Source organism: Paenibacillus etheri, from assembly GCF_001012825.1.
Taxonomy (GTDB): Bacteria; Bacillota; Bacilli; order Paenibacillales; family Paenibacillaceae; genus Paenibacillus_AQ; species Paenibacillus_AQ etheri.
The window spans coordinates 268,313-287,563 of the sequence record NZ_LCZJ02000019.1 but is presented as its reverse complement, the minus strand read 5'-3'; the positions used below and the strand labels follow the sequence as shown (position 1 = coordinate 287,563).

The window sequence follows — 19,251 nt, the reverse complement described above, 5'->3', positions numbered from 1 at the left end:
ATGAATGAATTGTATGAGGAATTATTAATGCCTGAATGAACAACACGCAAATCTAATCTGTCATTATTTGATGCTGAGCTATCACCTTTATGGTTATTAGATGTATAATCAGGGTGAAAGCTCAGACAACATACGCCCCAGCCTAGGATAAGAGCTATAAGGCTGGTTTTTTTTATTTACACTAGTGATTCTGAGGGATAGTTTATAAAATTGGTGAAAAACGACATGTAAATTTGCAGTGCTAGGTGAAGCAGGTCCTAGATTTGCAAGAATGACAAAAAGATAAATTGTTAAGCTGAAAGGCGTGAAAGAGGTGGGGGAAGGAAAAAGAAGAAACTGGAAGTCCCTGGTGTTTTTCAGTGTATTGCTTATTTTTATTATTGCAGGATGTTCTACATCACAAGAGACTCATCAACTCGGGAGAGAGAAGGAGCAGGAATTTGACCAAGGAAGTAGAATGAAATTTTCCAGCCTTTCTGAACAAAAGATCGTAGATTTTGCTAAGCTCAGTAAGGTTTGGGGAGTGGTGAAATACTATCATCCTAAGGTTGTATCTGGAGATGTAAATTGGGATTATGAGCTGTTTCGGGTGATGCCCTCTATTTTAGAAGAAAATTCAGATGTGAATTCAATTCTCTATGAGTGGGTTCATTCATTAGGCAGCAAGTCCATTTCTAAAGAGCTTGATGTTCAATATCAATTTTCCGAAGATTCCATACAGCTCAGTCCATCTACAGATTGGTCCAAGGATGAAGAATATCTCGGAACAGACTTGAGTCTTGAATTATCGAAGCTTCTGGATTCTAATATTTCAGAACGAGAATATGCATATGTTAGTTTTAAGGACGATTCATTCTTTCCGTCTATGGGAAATGAAAACCCGTACTCTAATATGAATTTCGATGATACAGGATACAGGTTGCTAGGTTTATTCCGCTACTGGAATATTATCGAATATTACTATCCGTATAAAGATGTCATCGGAGAAGATTGGGATCGAGTGCTTCTGGAGTTTATTCCTAAAATGGTAGATGGATCGGATTATGACTCCTATTTCATGACTTTAGCAGAACTGACAACTAGAATACATGATTCTCATGCATATTTGGTGGGCAAAGATAGAGAGCCGATTACTGATTATTTTGGAACGTATCGGGTTCCCGTAAACTTTATCGAAATTAACAATCAGATTGTTATAAATAAAGTAATTAACAAGTGTGGACTTGAGGTCGGAGACATTGTATTAAAAGTAGGCGACAAAAATATAGATGAATTATTAGAAGATAGAAGAAAATATATATCACAGTCGCGAGAAGACACGGCCAGCTTATTTTTTCTTAATTTATTCCGAACTGAACAGAAGAATACGGACGTTACTGTAATTCGGCAGGGAAATAAGAGGAACATTAGTGCAGTAGGCAGTCAACAAGACATTAATTTCCTGGTGGATACGAAATCACAAGCAATGGAGAGTGGAGAAATCTACTATATTAACGCTGGTCTCTTGAAAGATGGAGAGATTGATAAAATCATGAAAAAATGGTGGAACACTAAAGGACTAATTGTAGATCTTAGAAACTACCCATCTAGCATACTTACTTATGAATTAGCCAAATATCTGATCGCTTCTGAAAAAGAATTTGCCACAGTATCAGTCCCCAATCGTGCAATACCCGGTGAATTTTATTTCCTTGAGCCTTTGGTTTCAGGGAAGCCCCAAGAAACAAATGCCGTTTATAAAGGGAAAGTAGTGATTCTAATCAATGAACATACTGCTAGTCAAGGCGAGTTTACAACGATGTCTCTTAGAAATACAGAAAACTCCATAGTTCTCGGTAGGCCGTCTGCTGGAACTGATGGTGATATACGTATCATTATGCTTCCAGGAAAAATAAAAACCGCTATAAGTGGACTCGGCATATTTAATCCAGATAAAAACCCAACGCAAAGAATAGGATTGCAGCCAGATATTCGTCTTGATCCTACCATTGAAGGGATTATGGAAGGCAGAGACGAGTATATTGAGAGAGCTGTTGAATTAATTAAAGGTGGTTATTAATTATGAAAGTGTATTTGGAATATATGCGGGAGGTCATCGCTTCTTGAAATTTGAACTAGGACGTTGCTTACACTTTCTCCAAGCTGAAGGGAAGAAGAGCGGCAAACCGGTCTTCACGAAAAAAATGAACTGGAAAGAAGCCGACGATATTCGCCTGGAATACACGAACGGGAAAGATACGCTTGCGATCACGAAGTATACTGTGGACGCCGATGGAAGCAAGAATAATGGATTTTTTGACGATGATTTACCGGCAAATGTTTTCCCGAAATACGTTTTTTGGCAAGATGGCGGTAAATTTGGATATAGCATTTCAACCTCATCGGATCTATCACGACAAGAGAAGATCGGAATTCTAAAAGCTGCAATTAAAAAATAACATCTCAAGGCAGGCGCCCATATCGCCCTAGAACTAGGGTCGATATGGGTTTTTTATGTTGGAACAATTGATATAAGTGAATGGTGGACAAGAACTCGATCCCATTGCCGAAAATGATTAAGAACTTAGTCTCGTTGCCAATTGTAAAAATAATTGAGGGTGAGGCTTCTTCGTGAATATTAAGTGACATGACTGGATTTATTATAGGTTCACAATGGTAGTATATATCGAACGTGAAAATATATTTTGTGAGAAGCGCAAATTTGAATTAGCAGAAAGCAAACATAAGGTGATAAAAATCAAAGCCATCTGTTTCAATTTAATGTATATTTTAAACCGTGAGGTGAAGAAATTGTGACAGACAACAAAATTATAGTGCAATTTACAATGCTGACATTTTTTATAGCCTATCTTGTGTCAGGTGCAATGATTGTTCTTGGGCTATTCGGATTCTAGGTACACTCTTCGGTTCAAGAATCGTTACAGAACTTAGGGATGAGTATTCCTTTTGCAATCTATATTTTGTCGCCCGCTATTACTTCATTTATCGTTCTGAAGAAAAATAACAAAATAACAGATTTTAAGGAATGGTTGAAAACTGTTTTTTACGCTAAAAATAATATATCTCTTTGTTTCCAAAATGAAAACATTCACACCATTAAGATTGGCTTGTATGGATGCATATGTTAAAAAGTATGACTGATAATCAAATTGATAAATTAAGTCCTAATTAAGAAGTGGCTTTTTTTGTGACTGAAAACAGAGGGAGTCAGATAAGGGACCATGTACTTGTCCTACAAGGGACTATATTATTGTCCTCCTGTCGGTGGACAATAACATAGTCCCATAAGAGCCCGCGCCCAGCGCGGGTTTTCTGTATTAAGGGGGCATTGAGGGAGGGAACACGCTCTCCTTCAATGAAATCATTGCTATACGGAGAACTTAATAGGTCACCTTGTATGCTCTATTGCAAATAAAAATCATATATAGGATAGGTGAATAAAATGATTGATTTATTACAGTTACAAAAAAGAGTTTATCAGAATAAAATTGCGAAGGGATTTAATGTTACTGATATTTTTCAAGAATTTTGTTTTATATATGGCGAATTATCAGAAGCTTGCGAAGCTTATCTGAAAAAGAAAGACGATTTGGGTGAAGAATTGGCTGATGTTGCACTCTACTTAATAGGACTTTCGGAACTTCTAGGAATTAACTTGGAAGAAGAGATAATGCATAAAATGGAAAAAAACGAAAAAAGAAAATACGAAAATAAAGATGGTGTTCTTACAAAAGTAAAAGAATAATATAAAGAATTTCACACAACACGATAACTACTACGACAATTGGATCCCGCTATCGCTACGGAGCTAGCCCCTCAATTTAAGACCGAACCGAAATGGGAAGGCCTTTTTAAGCTTACTTTAACCGGAGATGATCAAATCCCAATGAACAAACGAGGGAGAGGTGTACGTCGGTTTGTCCTTTTGAACTTCTTTCGAGCTGAAGTTGAATGTAAACAAGCAGATGTAGTCACTCCAGGGGTCATTTATGCCATTGAAAATCGAAACGCCCCAGTTGTGTAAAATAAATCCTGCGGTTCCATATTTATAAAGCGACCCTCGAATTATCATGCTGCACTTCGGCGGAAGCACTTTAAAAGACTGAGTGTCGTTAAACTATCTTAGAATGCTAGGAACCCCTTTAGTCCATATTTACGACCGGATATACATAAAAGAAGAGAGAACCAGTTATACAGATCGTAAAAATGCTGTTGTACTTTACTTTAAAGGAATTGAACTTAAGAATATTCATGTACAGACTGGAGTCACCCCAAGAATCTTCGAAGGCTCGTACACCGCTACATGTCAATCTCAGTTGACGGTCTCGTTTGGGGCTTTAGATGTGATATTAATTTAGGACCTGTTGCTATTCCAATGAGAAGAGGGATTATCGAGCGTTTTTTTGAACAGATCCCGAAAAGAATGCTGTTAAATACAAAATGACCTTTGATCATTTAAAACAACTTATAGACATCAGATATCTGATTACAACGGAAAGCCGCATGGAGGGATTTATCACCAAACACCTCTGGAACTCCTTGGAAAACGTTTAAATTCTGGATTATTACCGAGACAATTAGAAGAAGAACTCCGCAAAGAGGTGTTATTTATGCATCTTTGTCAGGGGACAAGAACATAGTCCTATAAGAACCCGAGCCCCGCGCGGTTTTTGTATTTTAAGGGATCAAGTTCTTGTCCTTTACTCCAGACAAGAACTTGATCCCTTAGCCGTTAATGGACAGGAACATGGTCCTATTACCGATTTGATATTCATTTTTCCTCAAGGACAAGTATATAGTCACATTGACGATTAAATGGATGTCTAATGAAAGGTTATAATACTTAACGTTGGGGCAACTTTTACTCCTTGGTTTCTTTGTCCTTGCCGCCGATATTAAATCCTAACTTTCCATTATATTTGCCTACCTGTCCGGCAACTCCTAAGCCTGCTCCTTGACCGCCGCCGAGTTGTGCCTTGGCCTGGGCGCCGAGACCATTTTCGCCACCAAGCTGCAAATGGGTTTGCAGTCCCGCGCCTTGACTGAACCCCAAGTGTCCTTCGGCATCAGCACTTATACCGTACTCTCCTCCGACCTGCGCCCCCGTATGAAACCCTGCCTCTTTACCGCCACCTATTTGGGTTTTTGCCTGAGCCGCAATCCCGTACTTGCCGAAGGCCTGGGCTTCGGTATTGAGCCCTAGACCCTGGTTGCTGTCCAGATGAGTATTGCCTTGCGCATGGATTCCATATGAAGGAGTGCCCATATGGCCGCCCGCATACATACCCATGCTACCTAAGGCTAAATTCCCGCCAGCATTTAAACCAATGCCGTGTTTACCGCCTACTTCTCCTCCGGTATTTAGCTTAATCCCCTGCCCGCTGGATACATTTTCGTTCATATAACCATTTAGAGGTTCTTTTTTGGTGTTTTCGCTGTCTGAGGGTAGATCTGCCAGGCTGCTTTCTGAACGGAAGTGATGGTAGTAATGAGAGTAAGGGAAAGGATTGTAATGGGTAAAGTAAGGGTATACGGATGGATTAGCCTGGCTGTTTGGATATTCGTTCCCAAAGGTCATATGGGATACCTCCATTATTCAATTTATTACAACAGCCTATTCATGGATGAGTTGAAGTGATACCCTTCCTAAGTAAACCGTATGAATCCAAGGTTCGCAGTCGATGCACAATGAGGGCGAAGTATCACTTATTTTTAACGGGGAAATCTACAACTACCGGGAGCTGCGTGAATCGGTGCCGACGGCGTGGCCAGCTGCTGTGTGCCGCGCACCTGGTTGCTTCGGACACATAGGTGGGCGGAACGACCGAAGTCAGTGACCAATCTCGTTAATTTTGTAAGAAAACATGGTTATTGATCGACTCATTTATATAGGTGGATTTTATATGCCGAAAAAAGTGGGGGAATCAGCAAAGGGACCAAGTTCTTGTCCTATAAAACCGACAAATGAATAATAATGTTCAATGACACAAAAGTGCCAACATAAGCTACTCGAAAAAAGCTTGTTAGATCAGGCTTTTCTTTTTTATGTAGGTACATTTGTTTCAAAGAAAAATGCACAAATGTGCCTACATACTAAACCAGACAGTGGTTTTATGCTCAGCCTTATGAATTACTTGAATATTCAGGATACAATGCAGCTAACACGATTTCTTGATTACGTAGAGGTTAAATTAGAAAGCAAATCTAGAGAATATTCAATACAATAATAGGAGATGTAATTATACAGGTTTTACTTGAAAAGGAGTTACATATGCTGAAAAAGAGTTTTTAAGTGTTAAGCCCTATCCTCGGCGCTTATTTAGGTACATTGTTATGGTATGCACCCTTATAGCAATTCCCATCCCAAGAAAAGCATAGGGCAATTTTTAACTGGTATCAAAGAAATCTTGCATGAGAAGGGTCGCTGGCTGTATGCGATATTTGCAATCGGAGGAATCTGTATGTTTGCAAGCTTCGGAATCCTGTTCCATTTATCTGAGACTTTGGAAGCAAAGTATAAGTTGTATGGAGCTTCAAAGGTATTTGTACTGGCAATTCCTCTTGCGTTGCTGTGTCTGGCCTTTTATGGGAGCGGTAAAATCATCGGCAAAAACAAGGTATTAATGAAATGGCTCGGCTTTAGTGGAATGGCTCTACTCCCGGCAGCAATGCTCATTACTGGCTTTAGTCAGAATATTTATTTCATGGTAGGATTCTTAAGTTTAGGCGGGATTGGAATTGGGGTTGTATTACCTTGTATGGATACGCTGATCACTGAAGGAATTCAAAAAGAAAATTGAGGCACGATCACTTCTTTATATAGCAGTATGAGGTTTATCGGAGGCACTGGGGCCACCGGTTGTTTCACTTCTAATGAACCGAGGACGTTGGGTCTTATTCTTTACTATGGCAGCCGTAGGAGCGGTCGACGGACTGCTATCCTTATTCGCTGTTACTCCAAGCTAGGGAAAGACGGGAGGGGAGAACAATCAGAAGCAAAGCACCTTAGGCATAAGATAGGGAATTCCATGCGCTAGCGTGTGCGATAGTTCACTGTCTGAGCAAGGAGTGGTATATTTTGAAATTAACCATTCGATGGGTAGATTCTTTATCTTTGCGGAGAGTGATGCTGTTGATGGTATTTCTCTCCAGTATATAACTGGCTTTAATAGTCAAATGGAATACTTAGGTGAAGGTAAAGGGTGAACCTTTTCTCACTGCGGACTAAATAAAAAGTAATTTGATCCTGATAATCTTAGTCAAGCATTGGGAATCTGTTATCATAAGCAGATTAGCACATTTAACGTTCCCTTCCTTATTCATCAGTCAAGGAAACGATATAAACTCCCGACAGTTACGAATATCATGGGAATTGACTTGAAAATCTCGAGACTTATTGAATATAAAACATAATTTTTTTCCGTAGCAAGAGAAAATTCTAGGATAGGAAGTCTAGAGAAGGGGAAAATACTTTTGGGTACTGCCAGCCCAATAATATTTGGAGGGAACAAAATGAAAAAGGTTGCTACTTTTGCATCAGTTGCATGCCTTAGTTTACTTTTAAGTATTCCTGCATTTGCGAACCAAGATGAAGCAAACCTAGGTATACAAACACAGTACTCGGTCAATCAAACGAACAACTTGAATGTAAAGAATGATAATACAACGGTGAATCAGAATTCAACAGCTAATCAGAATGGAAATTACAGAGCCCAAGCAGTCGCGAATGAGAATCGGGGAACTAATTGGAGCTGGTTGGGTCTTTTAGGTTTGCTTGGACTTACAGGTTTACGAAAAAGAAGTCCTGAAAGAAGCCACGAAAGAAGTTAAGCTTTTTAGAACTAGAAGGGAATAACTTCTCACAACTAAAACCCCATCAAGTTTATGCTTGATGGGGTTTTGCAATGGAACTCAGGTTGAGCGTAGCTTGAGGATATCATATGTGGAAACGTAAACTTTAGACTTCAATAATAATCGGAAGAATCATTGGACGCCGTTTTGTTTTCTCATAAAGAAATTTGCCTATACTATGTTAATATCAATACCATCCAGACTGTTGATCGACATATAAGAAGTAAGTATTATGGAATCATTCTAATTGCATAAAACAATTTTGGCAGTTACTAAAAAATGATGGGGAAGACTTTCCTGATATTTGTCCATACGCTTATGCTTATTTAAAAGGCGTAAAACACTTTTAAAGACTGAATGTTTTTATCGTTTCGATATTCGAAGCAATGATGTAGCCCGAAGTGGAGGACGATTTGGATATGAGCTGCTTACTAATGCAATAACTGATGACATCAAATTATTATTGGAAGAATATGTTTTTACGAGTGTCTAAAATATGCAGATGAAATATTAGTTCTTGGTAAGAAAATTATTAACTGTGATAAGATACTCATGAGCACAAAAGCTAACTTCAAAATTGCTTTTAAATATCAAGAGGTTAAAGTTAAGAGCGCTGAAAATATAAACTTCAAGATGAATTATGAGAATACAATCAACACAAAAATCACTAAACATCAATGCCCAAATCATAGCTTAAGAAAAAAGAGTGCTATTTCAAAGATGATATCTTACGTACCGGCACGAATATCCATTGATTATCAAAAATTATGAACTAAAAATGGGACCAAGTTCTTGTCCTCGGTCAGAAGACAAGAACATAGTCCCATAAGAGCCCGCGCCCAGCGCTGGTTTTCTGATTTATGGGACCAAGTTCTTGTCCTTTACTCAGGACAAGAACTTGGTCCCATTGCCGAAAATGGACAAGAACATGTTACTATTGCCGATTTGATTATCTAATGTATGTCTTACACCGACTTGACGCAGGCCACAGGTGTCGAATGCTCGCCTATACTCGCGTTCGGAAACAAGGAAGCGTTTGGAATCTGCTGGCGGACGGCATTTGTGTGAGTGATCAGAATAGACCCGGACGTAAAACCATTCCTTTGTAAAGGTGGTGCCCCGAAACGGGAAGCAAACCCAAAAAACATAGGACAATTATTCCTGCTAAGTTATATAATATAAGAGGAAAGTAATATGCTGCTTTTGCTACCTGCGACCTATTCATGAAATGTCTTAGCAAAATTGGTAGATGCTTTACTATTAATAATTAAGCGGGGAGAAGGCTATATGAAACGAAAGAGTTGGATTTATTCGCTAATGCTAGCAATTATAGTATCGGTTGTATTCGGGGTTGGCAGTATTTATGCGGCTGCACAGAACATCACCGACATTGTCAAAGTGACCAAACCTGCTGAGATAAAAGTTGGGGAGTGGAAATCATACGAAATAGCCATCACTGACTGGACCGATGCAGACGTTACGGAACATGACTTCACTCCAATCTCTTCAGATGAGAATGTTGTCAAGGTCGTACGAAAAACGCAATGGGTTTCTGAACTTCATGCAATAAATAAAGGGAATGCTACCTTAACTGTCAATATTGGAGAAAAGTTTGAACCTTATGTATTCAATGTTCAAGTGGTGGATGATTATACAGTCATTCCTGAACCAACTAAGCCGGTAGTTATAAAGGAACCTACACACGAAGAAATTATGTTACAGGATCTTGAAGATTACATTGAGCAGTTGCAGCCATTAGGAAGCTATGAAAAGAAAGCCATAACTACGTTAAATCAAAATAGATTCCTGAACGATTCAACAAGAAAAACAGTCTTTCTTACTTTAAACAATACTGTATTGCCCAATTATACTAAATTTGTATCCGGGTTGAAAAACCTCAAAGCTAATAATGTAGAGTTGAAAGAAATACATACCTACTATCTGGCAGGAGCAAAACTCCAGTTGGAAGGGTTCACTATAATGCGGGACAGCTTGAAGACGACCAAAATAAATTGGTCCAAATTCAATGCAGGTGAAAAGAAGGTGGCAGAAGGAATTAAGCAATTGAACAAATCTGAAATGCTTCTTGACAAGTATGCAATTAAATATGTCAAATAAATAAAATAATAAACAGAACCCTTAAAGTGCTTTAAGTTAAGGGTTCTGTTATTTTTTTGAGGGGCCTGTGCCAAATATATAGACCATTAAGGCATGCCGGCAGGGAGCTGGGGCACGAATGCTTCAAGAATGTAGATTATGTCTTAAAGATAAAGTTCTTATAAATTCTCACATCAGCACAAAAGCTAACTTCAAAATGGCTTTTAAATACCAAGAGGTTAAAGGTAAGAGCGCTGAAAGTATAAACTTTAAGATGTATTATGAGAATACAATCAACACAAGAATCACTGAATATCAATGCCCCAATCATAGCTTAAGAAAAAAGAAAGCTATTTCAAAAATGAAATCCTATGTACCAGCACGGATATCCATTGATTATCCAAAAAATTATGAACTGATTAATTACGTAAGTTCTTATATAAAGAAGCATGATTATTGAAAACTGCTCCAGTTGAGTTGTTTTTTTATGGCCAGAATAGGGGCTTTGTCGGCAAAGGGACTAAGTTCTTGTCCTACAAGGGACTATGTTTTTGTCCACCGACAACACCTTGACAAAATAAGAACCAAACAGGGCTTTTCCCAACCCATAGACATATGTACAAAATACGGGTTTTGTGAGTAAGTAGTATATAAACTAATTCGGCCGTTACGAATACCGTTCACATCTATTATTCGTTGCGTAATCTTCCCGCTTCTATCCTTATACACGATTTCAATTCTCTGGCCAATCTGTATTTTCATAAAGAGAGCCTCCGAATGGGAACGTTTGTTTCTACTATACACGGACATACGTTTGTTTATCAACGTTTTGAAATATTTAACTACTTTTCATTCTGGCTATATGAGCATGAAGCGGCAGAACCATGCTAATGCCGTAGATAACGAATCTGGATTGATCCTAAGCCGCTCCGATATCTATTGTTGCTTGTTGTTTGAGTTAATCGTCGAATGCCTTAAATAACCATTCAGACATGTTGTGCAAGGTATTATAATAAATTATTTTTAAGCGGCTTAAGTGCTATTTATTGACTCGAGTATTCTTTTTCATACATATTAATGTTACGGTTAGGAGAGTATCCATTCGTTTTAAGCGATCGATTCTCTATCATATTCATGCATCATATCCTCGATCCACTCTACATCTGTAAGAACTTCATAACAATCTACAGTCATACGACCGTTAATTCCAGCTGCAGAGTTATCATCGGTATCCTGGGAGTCAAATATAGTGAGGACTCTATGCATGATTGCAAGTAGCTCAACTAATAAACCGCGATAAGTACTTTGAGATAAGCCAGGGAAGCATGCAGTAATAGATGGGTACGAAGCTTTAATTGCTACATCACTATCCCATTCACCTTCAAATGCCATAAGTATGCCTTTTGCTGTGATCAGATTTTCTGCTGACAAAATGTACTTTTCACCGGTACTTGTAAATAGCGCGAACGCTGCAAAGCGTGCTTTAATACCATCATATTTCGGTAACGAATAATTGGATTATGCATATTTCTCCTTTTTTAATAAATATTTACATCATGTTTCTTCAGCTATCGCAAAATCCTTTATCGATAATGGTCTATTTTTGTCGAATGTAAACTTATTGTTGTAAAAATTTCTAGTCAAGTTAGATTGACTCTCCTTCATATGTTACAAATTCCTTAAAAGGGGTAAGTTTGGTGTCATTCTCCCTTAAAGGGTTAATCTTTGTGTCGCAATTTTATGACACTAAGTTTCCCTTGAAAATAAAAAAAACCTTATTTAATAAGGTTTTAAAACAGGTAATGTTTGTGTCACTGTACACTAATGCTGTCTAATGACACAATCCCCCCCTCATTAGTGACACAAATCTCCCCTCATTTGCTTCTGGTCGCTCTTATCTTTATTGTAACGAGGGGAGATTTGTGTCATTAGTTAAATATAAGGTTATGAGTGTGGTGACACTTCGCGGCGACAGCTTCATCCGAGGAGGTATTTTGAATTGAAAAATTGGCAGTCTTCGTAATTTTAATCACTGAACCTTTGTCCAACATTTGTTTTTTTATCCAAATCAACATATACCGTGATACTTTCAGTTGAAACAGTCTCAGTATGATTAAATGTAACGGACCTATCCTCCCATTTGTAGATCAAACCACCCAAAACTGAAAAGGGATAGATCGTATCCACCTCTACTCAAATTATTCTTTGTCAAAATAATCATCTGGCAAATTTAATTCTTTCAAACAACCTATAAATTTTCCCCTGAAATTATTTTTGCTTTTATATTCCGGCCATGCAGCCTTATAATAAGGCAATAACTTCTTATGAGGGATAATGCCCCAAAATAAAATAGTGTTTTTCACAACCTCCTTGTCGCCACCCATTAACATCTGTTCAATGGTTTCCCAACTTTCCGATTTGTCATTGCAATTGCGTGTGGCATAGATTGCGGTAGTTTGTATATTCGAGTCGGTGTGGCACAAAAAGGGCGCAAAGTTTTGTAGTGTAATCGCGCCGGAGGATTCCAAAACATACCCCACATGACGTAACGTTTCCGGGTCCTGAACCCTGTCAAGACTTTGCAATATCACTTTTATAAATTCCGCTAAATCAAATGATTTACCGTACCAGTTCAGAATGTTTAAAGCTTGTAGAAAATCCTCATTTCTTTCAGAATGCAACAGCTCGAGAAGAAAGTCTCTTCCCGCGTCAACAGAGGTTTTGCAGATTAGCTGAATGGCTGTGGTGCGATCATTTTGCCTTTGCTCAGCAACGCTTTTTAAAAAATCAATGGTTGGCTGCAAGATTTTCTTAAACTTGAACATTCCATTAAGCGCTTTTAACTTGATTTCTTCGTTTGGGGCGTTTTGATAAACCTGTATCAACACATTTTCATCGCCCGGCATTCTGCTGCCAAACCACGCGATATCATAATCCAGAATAATTTCGTCCAGCCAGCGCTCATACCAGTCCAGAAAGTTGTCTTCATAGATAAAGAAAAAGGGATGATCAGGATAAAAATCTGAAGTGTAAACGATTTTCCCACTGTGTTGCCCTTCAAGTACGAGATACATATCGTATTCGCAGCCTTGTGTGCCAATGCACAACATGCCGCCCATCACCCTATCACGTGCGGCGTCGTATTCCAGGTCGGAGATGTCCTCATCATTGATCAGGGGCTCGGTCAGATGGTTCCATTCCTCTTTTGTCATTCTGGGGTGCAGAACGCATTTTGTAGTGAGTGCATTTCTATCGGTATAGGAAGTTGCCTTTTCAATCGAATAAATCCCGTAATACGGCCCGGCACCTCCATTTCCGACTTTCGTTAAAAACTGCGTATAAGGCTCCGGGAGTGTGACCTGATTCTTTGCTTGCCAGTCCGCAAGCTCTTTTGCTGTAAGCTTTTCATCAACCCTGTATTTGTGTGAGGATGCTCCAAACACCAAAAAAGTCGTATCTTTGCGCATGGCCTTTTCGAGTTTGTTTTTTATTCGATCAAGTTGCGTTTCTTTCTTCCAAAACAACATATTGAATCCCCCCTGTTGATTATAGCCGGGCTTCCTTCGTTTGCTTATCCAACAATTTCAGCAGATGCGGAAATCGGTATTCACCATGCATACTTTGTATGTGCTCGGCAGCGACTGCTACCTCCATCCGATAGATTTTATATACAAAGCGACAGCGATGATCATTGATAGCGATTCCTTCCTTTATGCTCATTTTAAGTTATAGATTATAGCCATTATATCACTTAGTATTTTTTCTGCCGGCAGGCGCAGCACAGAAAATATCTCAACCATGAGGTTCTATCAATACTTATTCATGAGCAATCCAGAGTAGCCGAGATGGGGCTTACGGGCCAATTTTTCATTGATATGCCAATCGGACTGATTGCTAGCTACAGGCTATTATGAGCTTTCCCTCAAGGAATTGTAATATCGATGTAATCAACTATATCCCTCTCATTCCTGGATTTAATATCTATATTAAACAGAGTTACTATTAAACAGACTGATAATGATCTACGGGTAAGTTCCGTTTGTATAATGAAAGGCAGCTCCGGTGGTGAACAGCGATGCCAAGAGAAGAGTGGTTGTTATCATTTGATGATTTGTATTTCAAAAATATGCTTTTATTGAATCATTGAGCCGTTCCGCGGCAGCTCGTCCGAGTGAGTGCATCCTATGCTCACCGATCATGCCAGCAGGCAACATAGCGCCCGGACAGCACGTCATGACGGTCATGTACCTTCCACGGCAGGATGTGCATGCAGCGCCCTTCCAGCGTCAGCGGCTCAGGACACGGTCCTCCCGACTGATAAAAAGAAGTTGCAGCTGCAGCGCATTTTCAATCTTGCTGCGAAACTCCAGATCATGCATCTTAAACCGCCCGGGGTGATAGCTTTTGACGAACAGCCACCCCTTGTTCGTCTCGACAATCCACTTCTCGTTCATTAGCCCACGCCTTACACGCTCGGCAGACAGCATCTCAGCCGAAAAATGCTTTTTCAGCCAACCCGCGATTTCGTTGACTAATTGGTCCTCAGTCGTCAACAGCATTTAAAGCCAACTTTTCTAATCGACATTTTAGCTATCTAACCAAAGGAAACATTTTCTCAAGCAAAAGTTCCCTTCCAGATTCACCCTCATGATCTGAGGCTTAAAAAGCGTCAGTTGCATCTTGACAGTAACGACACTTCTGAAAATACCTGTTCAAGAGGAGCCAAAAACTTGCCGTTACTTATGATACGGTTCAGCGTATCACTCTAACGGCGAATTTTTTAGGGCACTGGTTGTGTTTAGTTTGAAGTAAAGTTTTGCTGCTGCATGAGTACTTCATGTGTACCTTCTTCAACTATTCTGCCCGGTCCAAAAACATATTTCGGCTAGCAAGTTTCGCCAACCCCATCCTATGAGTAACAATTACGGCGATCTTTCCTTTTCAAGAAGGAAAGACGGTTGTGTTTGACCTCTTGCTCTATCTGACTCTGCTTGGTGGGCTAATACGGCCTCTACACAATAATATTACGATTATGCATAAAATCGTCCGTTAGCGAACAAGCTACTTGTTAGCGCTCCAGTGAGCGCTTCAATTACCAGGAGGCGATATACTAATGTCAAAACCGGATAATCGGGCAGATAATGTTGAGCATTTACAGCAAAGTATTCAGAATACACAGCAAAACCTGAATGAAGCTGAAGGATATTTAAACGAATTCTCCTCTGAAATTAGCAGCGAGGAACGTAACCAAATCGAAGAAAAAAATGAACGCCGTAAAGAAAGTATTAAAGGTTTTCGAGAGGAAGTTAAGGACGAAGCAGAACATTCTCAGGAGTAAGAAAAAAAAACGGCGATTCAACCCCAAAAATTCGAGTGGGGCTGAATCGCCGTTTTCTTAATAAGGGCCATTCCATGAAACGTTGAGTTTTATGGCTGACTGACGAGCACGCAAGCGGTTTGTCCGGTCATGGTCATGACTGGCAAATGGAATAAACCAGGCGTATTCAATATCGAAGAGTTCGATCCGGATCCATTCATGGAAGAGCTGAACAAATGGGGACTATACAATATTCAAAATTGTTCATAATAGCTTACCTTCATGAACAATTGAATCTCTTTTTAGAAATTGATTTGTCTCTAACGAGTATTAAACTTTAAAGTGTATTAAAACATATCTTCAGCTATCCTTAATTGCCTTTCCCGTTCTTTAGTGGCAGCCCCGACCAACGAGGAATCGTTGGATATATCTTAAGTCAAAGGCTCTGATATCACCAGCTATACGCTTTTCTAGCGTTTCTATCCCTAAAACAATTCGCGGGTCATTTATAAGATGTTGATCCAGATGATCCAGGTGTAACAGCAACGTTCAAAGCCCATTTGGCCAGGAACTTCTGCGGTAATTTTTCAAGCGTCTCTTCAAGTTGATTTCTTAATTCAATATTATCTACAATCTTTATCTTTGGACTGCTGTAAGTGAACTCGTTAGTTTCTTTTTTTTGCTGCTCATGTTTATTCCATGCGAATTCCTCAATATCCAAACGATCACTCTCCCATTACAACACGGCACTGTTTAATTGCTTCAGATCTTCTTTTATAAAAAGTGTGTACCACACCGAAAAAATGTAAATTAACCATATTCTACGTGAATAGTCACCTTTATTACTCCGATGCTGGATAAACATCTCTTCGATGATATTCATATTGAATATCTCTTCAATACCGCTATAGCGTATTTGCTCAAACATTATATCTGAAATCGGGGTCTTAAGCCAATCACGAATCGGTACTGGAAACCCTAGTTTTGGGCGATTCACAATAGCATCCGGAACGATTCCTTCCATAGCTTTACGCAAAGCTAGTTTTGTTGTATTTTTGCCAATCCGACTGGAGACTGGAATTTTACTAGCCGTTTCAAAAACCTCTTTATCTAAAAATGGTACTCTTAATTCCAATGAATGTGCCATGGACAACTTATCTGCTTTTGACAAAATATCGCCAGGTAACCAAAAATTCATATCAATAAACTGCATTCTTGTCGTAGGATCTAGGTGCACTGTCTTATCATAAAAAGGCTTAACGATATCCGTAGGATGCAAAAAGCTATTTTGAGCGTGTACCGATTCATGGAGCAAATTCATCTTTCCACTTTTGTTAAAGATATTAGCATTACCGAAAAAGCGTTCCTCTAAAGGTGTCAGCCCCCGAAGTAAATAATTTTTGCCATAAAAATGATATGGATAGATGGTTAATGATTTTCGTAACGAATTCTTTATGAAGTTGGGCATCCATGTGATGGGTCTTAATGCATCTGGCTCTCTATAGATTCTGTATCCTCCGAATAATTCGTCAGCGCCTTCCCCTGATAGGACAACCGTAACATGATCTTTAGCAAGCTGATTTAGATGATAGAGTGCAATGGCGGAAGGATCCGCAACAGGCTCATCTAGATGCCATACCGTTTTCGGTATACTTTCAAAGAAATCTTTTTCAGATAAGACGTGAAAATAATGATCCGTACCCAGTTTGGCTGCCGTTTGATTTGCAATGATTGTCTCATTGTTCACCCCTTCAAATCCAATCGAAAATGTCTTTGTTGATTCTTCTGCTTTCATCATTGCAGCTATAGCTGTAGAGTCAATTCCACTGGACAAAAAACACCCTCTATTCACATCACTTTGTAAATGAAGGCTTACAGACTCTTTCAATTTCCATTGAATTTCTTCGGCATAGTCTGCTAAAGATCGTTCTACCGGATGAAAATGGGGCTCCCAATATTTCTCGAACTTCATTTCGCCTTCAGCGTTAACAATTACTCGCTCTGCAGGTCCTAATTTATGAATATGTTCAAACATTGTATCCGGTTGCGGGACATACTGAAAAGTTAAGTAGCTGAACAAACTTTGATACTGAAGCTTTCTAGGCACTCCTTGAACAGCAAGTATGCTTTTAATTTCCGAAGCAAATAAAAGATTATTCTCATCTTTGTAATAATAAAAAGGCTTGATACCAAAATGATCCCTAGCAGCAAAAAGGGTCTGTTCCTTAAGGTCCCAAATCGCAAAACTAAACATTCCACGTAAATGATGGACACAGTCTTTACCGTATTCCTCATATAAATGCACAATGACTTCTGTATCTGATTGTGTTTGAAAGTGATGGCCCTTCAGCATAAGCTGATCTCGTAGTGTTTTATAATTATAGATTTCACCATTAAAAACAATCCAAAGCGAACGATCTTCATTCGTCATCGGTTGGTTGCCATCACGTAAATCAATAATGGACAATCTTCGAAAACCGAGTCCAATGCGAGAATCGAGCCATACGCCCTCATGATTAGGTCCTCGGTGATGAATTGCCCCTGTCATTTGTTTTAAGGTTTCTTCTTGCGGGGCGTGCCCATTCAACTTTAATATTACTGCAATTCCGCACATGCTATTGTAGTCCTTCCTATAATAAAGATTAGGTTATAGAGTGCCCACAATTGCTATGAACAATCATCATTTTTTAGAATCCCGGTATTGAATCGTACTTTAATCCATAAAAAAACGTCGAACGATTCACAATATGAATCGTTCGACTGTTACTATTCGATATTAACCTGCTTAACTATCTTCGCCCCCTGTTTGCGTAAGGCATCATAATCGTACACTTCTTTAATTTCACCTAACTGGCTTTCAATAGTAGTTAGATCATTCATTTTAAAATAGTTACTCAAAATCTCGTACGGTGTTATTCCTGGTTTCTTCCCTGGTACATCTTCTATCGCTTCTTTCCATGGTAAGTTTGCCTTATCCATCGTTAACTCCAAAGCGGCCCCAGTTTCATAACGCACACTTCTTTCCAAAAAAGAAGGTGACTCCGCTTGTCCGTTAGCAATAAAATCATATGCCTGCATAAATGTCACATGGTAAGGCTCCTGCTTGGTGGCCAGCACCATTAAATTACCGCCAGTTAACTTACTATAGCGATATTCCAAATACCTTGCAGAACCTTCAATGGCTTCTGCCTTCGTCTCGCCAATTAATTGGGGCCATTTATAGTACCTGTAATTTCGTACAACTGTCCAATCACGTAAATACTGTTGAATGCGTTGAGGATTGTTTTCAGCCATTGCTTGATCCAACAGCTTAAACTCGATGCCCATCAAAGCGTAATTCTCCTCATTTACAGGATAGTTATCGATATGCTCAGCCCCATTGGTATCATACGTCCAGTCTTTTTGTTTGAAGATATGAAACCCTTCATGCAATAAAAAAGTAGAAAAATTAAAATATAGCGTGGGATCGCTGAACATTTTGGGATAATACTTAAAATACATTGTTTCTATACCTTTCAGATTTAGCGTCCCAAAATTAGCTGGAAACCATGCAGAGAGGGTTGTCGGTGAAAAACGACTGATCCGATATACCTTCGGTAAGCCCATCGACTCGGGCATTTTGATTTCTTCGGCAAAAATCCCTTCCTGCATAGGTACATTCACGGCAAACCCTTCGCTACGAATCAGTCCGCTATCCTTAGTCGTTCGCACCAGCAACAAAGGTTTGGTGTCAAATCGATAATCCTCATTCCAGAGTTGATCACTGGATTGCTCGAAATTGTTATACAACTTGGATAACTCCGTCAGCATCAGCCGATCGGTTTCAGGCAAGGATTCAAACGTAGTTCTGTAGGTCTTATTTAATAAAATGGATACCAAGCATATCCCAACTATACCTGCCAATATCGATAACAGGATGTTTCTTTTTCTATTCCTTTTGCTCATGGTTTACCTCGCTGTTTATTTCTTGTTATATGAGTAGTATG

At 39.2% G+C, this 19,251-nt stretch carries 17 protein-coding genes and 2 pseudogenes; 10 read left to right on the top strand and 9 right to left on the bottom strand.

The genetic code is table 11. The annotated features are described in order from the left end of the window. The first annotated feature begins 304 nt into the window (after positions 1-304). From UQ64_RS10955 to UQ64_RS32845, 5 genes and pseudogenes are all read left to right on the top strand, one after another. Positions 305-2,059, top strand: coding sequence for a S41 family peptidase (locus UQ64_RS10955; protein ID WP_245237923.1), 1,755 nt, complete (start codon positions 305-307; stop codon positions 2,057-2,059). Between the two features lie 43 nt (positions 2,060-2,102). Continuing rightward, a complete protein-coding gene (locus UQ64_RS10950; RefSeq protein WP_245237922.1) occupies positions 2,103-2,438 on the top strand; it encodes a hypothetical protein in 336 nt (111 codons plus the stop codon). 354 nt (positions 2,439-2,792) lie between these two features. Then, positions 2,793-3,068: pseudogene (locus UQ64_RS32675) on the top strand (CPBP family intramembrane glutamic endopeptidase); the annotation flags it as partial. Positions 3,069-3,442: 374 nt separating this feature from the next. Continuing rightward, entirely contained in the window at positions 3,443-3,745 is a 303-nt protein-coding gene (locus UQ64_RS10945) for a MazG-like family protein (RefSeq protein ID WP_209445749.1), read from the top strand. A 39-nt stretch (positions 3,746-3,784) separates the two neighbouring features. After that, positions 3,785-4,024 (top strand): AAA family ATPase, encoded by a 240-nt coding sequence (locus tag UQ64_RS32845; RefSeq protein ID WP_425339583.1) that lies wholly within the window; start codon positions 3,785-3,787, stop codon positions 4,022-4,024. An 837-nt stretch (positions 4,025-4,861) separates the two neighbouring features. Here the strand turns inward: UQ64_RS32845 and UQ64_RS10940 are convergent. Beyond that, positions 4,862-5,593, bottom strand: a complete 732-nt coding sequence (locus UQ64_RS10940) for a hypothetical protein (RefSeq protein ID WP_156417511.1) — start codon at positions 5,591-5,593, stop codon at positions 4,862-4,864. A 70-nt stretch (positions 5,594-5,663) separates the two neighbouring features. Between UQ64_RS10940 and UQ64_RS29985 the strand changes: the two genes are divergently transcribed. The 3 genes and pseudogenes from UQ64_RS29985 (at position 5,664) to UQ64_RS10930 (ending at position 7,830) form a co-directional block, all read left to right on the top strand. Further along, positions 5,664-5,837, top strand: a complete 174-nt coding sequence (locus UQ64_RS29985) for a hypothetical protein (RefSeq protein ID WP_280818189.1) — start codon at positions 5,664-5,666, stop codon at positions 5,835-5,837. A 455-nt stretch (positions 5,838-6,292) separates the two neighbouring features. Continuing rightward, positions 6,293-6,966: pseudogene (locus UQ64_RS29980) on the top strand (MFS transporter); the annotation flags it as partial. Between the two features lie 546 nt (positions 6,967-7,512). Then, the gene (locus tag UQ64_RS10930; RefSeq protein ID WP_060623498.1) at positions 7,513-7,830 is read left to right on the top strand and encodes a WGxxGxxG family protein; all 318 of its coding nucleotides are present in this window, start codon (positions 7,513-7,515) and stop codon (positions 7,828-7,830) included. A gap of 127 nt (positions 7,831-7,957) precedes the next feature. Here UQ64_RS10930 and UQ64_RS32840 read toward each other — a convergent pair whose 3' ends face one another. After that, complete coding sequence (locus UQ64_RS32840; protein ID WP_167348477.1) at positions 7,958-8,026, bottom strand: hypothetical protein; 69 nt, start codon at positions 8,024-8,026, stop codon at positions 7,958-7,960. Between the two features lie 1,112 nt (positions 8,027-9,138). On the opposite strand from UQ64_RS32840, the gene UQ64_RS10925 reads away from it, so the two are divergent. Then, positions 9,139-9,969 carry a hypothetical protein gene (locus UQ64_RS10925; protein ID WP_060623497.1) on the top strand — a complete coding sequence of 277 codons (831 nt, stop codon included), beginning with the start codon at positions 9,139-9,141 and terminating at the stop codon, positions 9,967-9,969. Between the two features lie 1,086 nt (positions 9,970-11,055). Here UQ64_RS10925 and UQ64_RS10910 read toward each other — a convergent pair. From UQ64_RS10910 to UQ64_RS31605, 4 genes are all read right to left on the bottom strand, one after another. Further along, positions 11,056-11,379, bottom strand: a complete 324-nt coding sequence (locus UQ64_RS10910; protein ID WP_060623494.1) for a hypothetical protein — start codon at positions 11,377-11,379, stop codon at positions 11,056-11,058. Positions 11,380-12,146: 767 nt separating this feature from the next. Then, positions 12,147-13,475, bottom strand: a complete 1,329-nt coding sequence (locus UQ64_RS10905; protein WP_060623493.1) for an SMI1/KNR4 family protein — start codon at positions 13,473-13,475, stop codon at positions 12,147-12,149. Positions 13,476-13,494: 19 nt separating this feature from the next. Beyond that, a complete protein-coding gene (locus tag UQ64_RS31610; RefSeq protein ID WP_156417510.1) occupies positions 13,495-13,668 on the bottom strand; it encodes a hypothetical protein in 174 nt (57 codons plus the stop codon). A 566-nt stretch (positions 13,669-14,234) separates the two neighbouring features. Beyond that, positions 14,235-14,507 carry a hypothetical protein gene (locus tag UQ64_RS31605; protein WP_060623492.1) on the bottom strand — a complete coding sequence of 91 codons (273 nt, stop codon included), beginning with the start codon at positions 14,505-14,507 and terminating at the stop codon, positions 14,235-14,237. 554 nt (positions 14,508-15,061) lie between these two features. Between UQ64_RS31605 and tlp the strand changes: the two genes are divergently transcribed. Then, positions 15,062-15,286 carry a small acid-soluble spore protein Tlp gene (gene tlp / locus UQ64_RS10895; protein ID WP_060623491.1) on the top strand — a complete coding sequence of 75 codons (225 nt, stop codon included), beginning with the start codon at positions 15,062-15,064 and terminating at the stop codon, positions 15,284-15,286. Between the two features lie 481 nt (positions 15,287-15,767). Here tlp and UQ64_RS10890 read toward each other — a convergent pair whose 3' ends face one another. From UQ64_RS10890 to UQ64_RS10880, 3 genes are all read right to left on the bottom strand, one after another. Further along, positions 15,768-15,986 carry a hypothetical protein gene (locus tag UQ64_RS10890; protein WP_060623490.1) on the bottom strand — a complete coding sequence of 73 codons (219 nt, stop codon included), beginning with the start codon at positions 15,984-15,986 and terminating at the stop codon, positions 15,768-15,770. A 15-nt stretch (positions 15,987-16,001) separates the two neighbouring features. Further along, positions 16,002-17,879 (bottom strand): asparagine synthase (glutamine-hydrolyzing), encoded by a 1,878-nt coding sequence (gene asnB / locus UQ64_RS10885; protein ID WP_060623489.1) that lies wholly within the window; start codon positions 17,877-17,879, stop codon positions 16,002-16,004. Positions 17,880-18,031: 152 nt separating this feature from the next. Then, positions 18,032-19,210 carry a hypothetical protein gene (locus UQ64_RS10880; RefSeq protein WP_060623488.1) on the bottom strand — a complete coding sequence of 393 codons (1,179 nt, stop codon included), beginning with the start codon at positions 19,208-19,210 and terminating at the stop codon, positions 18,032-18,034. Positions 19,211-19,251: the final 41 nt, after the last annotated feature.

What these genes read in the sequence shown, in the direction of transcription:
- UQ64_RS10945 (WP_209445749.1), top strand. Translation starts at nt 3,443, where the DNA reads ATGATTGATTTATTACAGTTACAAAAAAGAGTTTATCAGAATAAAATT.
- UQ64_RS10940 (WP_156417511.1), bottom strand. Translation starts at nt 5,593, where the DNA reads ATGGAGGTATCCCATATGACCTTTGGGAACGAATATCCAAACAGCCAG.
- UQ64_RS10930 (WP_060623498.1), top strand. Translation starts at nt 7,513, where the DNA reads ATGAAAAAGGTTGCTACTTTTGCATCAGTTGCATGCCTTAGTTTACTT.
- UQ64_RS10925 (WP_060623497.1), top strand. Translation starts at nt 9,139, where the DNA reads ATGAAACGAAAGAGTTGGATTTATTCGCTAATGCTAGCAATTATAGTA.
- UQ64_RS10905 (WP_060623493.1), bottom strand. Translation starts at nt 13,475, where the DNA reads ATGTTGTTTTGGAAGAAAGAAACGCAACTTGATCGAATAAAAAACAAA.
- UQ64_RS31610 (WP_156417510.1), bottom strand. Translation starts at nt 13,668, where the DNA reads ATGAGCATAAAGGAAGGAATCGCTATCAATGATCATCGCTGTCGCTTT.
- UQ64_RS31605 (WP_060623492.1), bottom strand. Translation starts at nt 14,507, where the DNA reads ATGCTGTTGACGACTGAGGACCAATTAGTCAACGAAATCGCGGGTTGG.
- tlp (WP_060623491.1), top strand. Translation starts at nt 15,062, where the DNA reads ATGTCAAAACCGGATAATCGGGCAGATAATGTTGAGCATTTACAGCAA.
- asnB (WP_060623489.1), bottom strand. Translation starts at nt 17,879, where the DNA reads ATGTGCGGAATTGCAGTAATATTAAAGTTGAATGGGCACGCCCCGCAA.
- UQ64_RS10880 (WP_060623488.1), bottom strand. Translation starts at nt 19,210, where the DNA reads ATGAGCAAAAGGAATAGAAAAAGAAACATCCTGTTATCGATATTGGCA.